Origin of the sequence: Mesorhizobium sp. M2A.F.Ca.ET.067.02.1.1 (genome assembly GCF_004023285.1) — a bacterium.
GTDB lineage: Bacteria > Pseudomonadota > Alphaproteobacteria > Rhizobiales > Rhizobiaceae > Mesorhizobium.
Genome location: NZ_RZSB01001134.1, coordinates 1 through 1,272 on the forward strand (window position 1 = coordinate 1; position 1,272 = coordinate 1,272).

Here is a 1,272-nt window from a genome sequence, read left to right on the forward strand (position 1 = left end):
AGCAGCTGGTGCGCGAGCTTTCCGAAGCGCCGCGTTTCGCCACCCAGGTGCTGAAGCTCGACGAGCAGATCGAGCGCATCTCGCGCGAGCTGTCGCGCTACAAGGATGTGCTCTATCTCGGCCGTGACACCAATTTCCCGCTGGCCATGGAAGGGGCGCTGAAGCTCAAGGAAATTTCCTACATCCACGCCGAAGGCTATGCCGGCGGCGAGCTGAAGCACGGGCCGATCGCGCTGATCGACGAGAACATGCCGGTGATCGTCATCGCGCCGCATGACCGCATCTTCGAAAAGACCGTGTCGAACATGCAGGAAGTGGCGGCACGCGGCGGCAAGATCATCCTGATCACCGACGCCAAGGGCGCGGCGCAGGCCGGCATCAAGTCGATGGAGACGATCATTCTGCCCGAGGTGCCGGAGATCATTTCGCCGATCATCTACGCGCTGCCGATCCAGATGCTCGCCTATTTCACCGCCGTGTTCATGGGCACTGACGTCGACCAGCCGCGCAATCTGGCGAAATCGGTGACGGTGGAATAGCGTGGTTATGCGGCGTTCGCTCCGGCGTAGATTCTAAAAACTTCGCAGTTCCAAACCGGCTCGCGGTTCTCTAATCTCTGCGCTGCAACATGCGCCGCGGGTGAGCCCCATGTCCGACGCCCTGAAGACTTCTGGCATGACCCGGCTGAGGAATTATTTCCTGACGGGGTTCGTCGTCTGCGCGCCATTGGCGATCACGGCCTATATCGCCTGGTCGCTCATCGGCTGGGTCGATTCCTGGGTGAAGCCCTACATCCCGGCCCGCTACAATCCCGACACCTACCTGCCGTTCCCGGTTCCGGGCTTCGGGCTGATCGTGGCGCTGGTGCTGATCACGCTGATTGGTTTCCTGACCGCCAACATCGTCGGCCGCGCCATCGTCAATTTCGGCGAGCGGCTGCTGGGTCGCATGCCGCTGGTGCGCGGCATCTATGGCTCGCTGAAGCAGATTTTCGAGACCGTGCTGTCGAACAAGGGCGACATGTTCCGCCAGGTCGGCTTGGTCGAATATCCGCGCAAGGGAGTCTGGTCACTGGTTTTCGTCGCCAGCGAGAAGGAAACCGAGATCAACCAGAAGCTCGACCAGGAAGGCGATCCGCTGATCGCGGTGTTCATGCCCTGCACGCCCAACCCGACCACCGGTTTCCTGATGTATGTGCACAAATCCGAGATCGTGCTGCTCGACATGTCGATCGAGGACGGCGCCAAGCTGATCGTCTCGGCAGGCATGGTG

At 61.1% G+C, this 1,272-nt stretch carries 2 protein-coding genes; both read left to right on the top strand.

Annotated features, from left to right (window positions below; genetic code table 11):
- On the top strand, positions 1 to 539 hold a 539-nt coding region (locus EOA28_RS36135), incomplete at its 5' end, for an SIS domain-containing protein (protein ID WP_128315861.1).
- A gap of 109 nt (positions 540 to 648) precedes the next feature.
- Positions 649 to 1,272 (top strand): DUF502 domain-containing protein (locus EOA28_RS36140; RefSeq protein WP_148671122.1); only part of this gene is annotated, 624 nt, incomplete at its 3' end.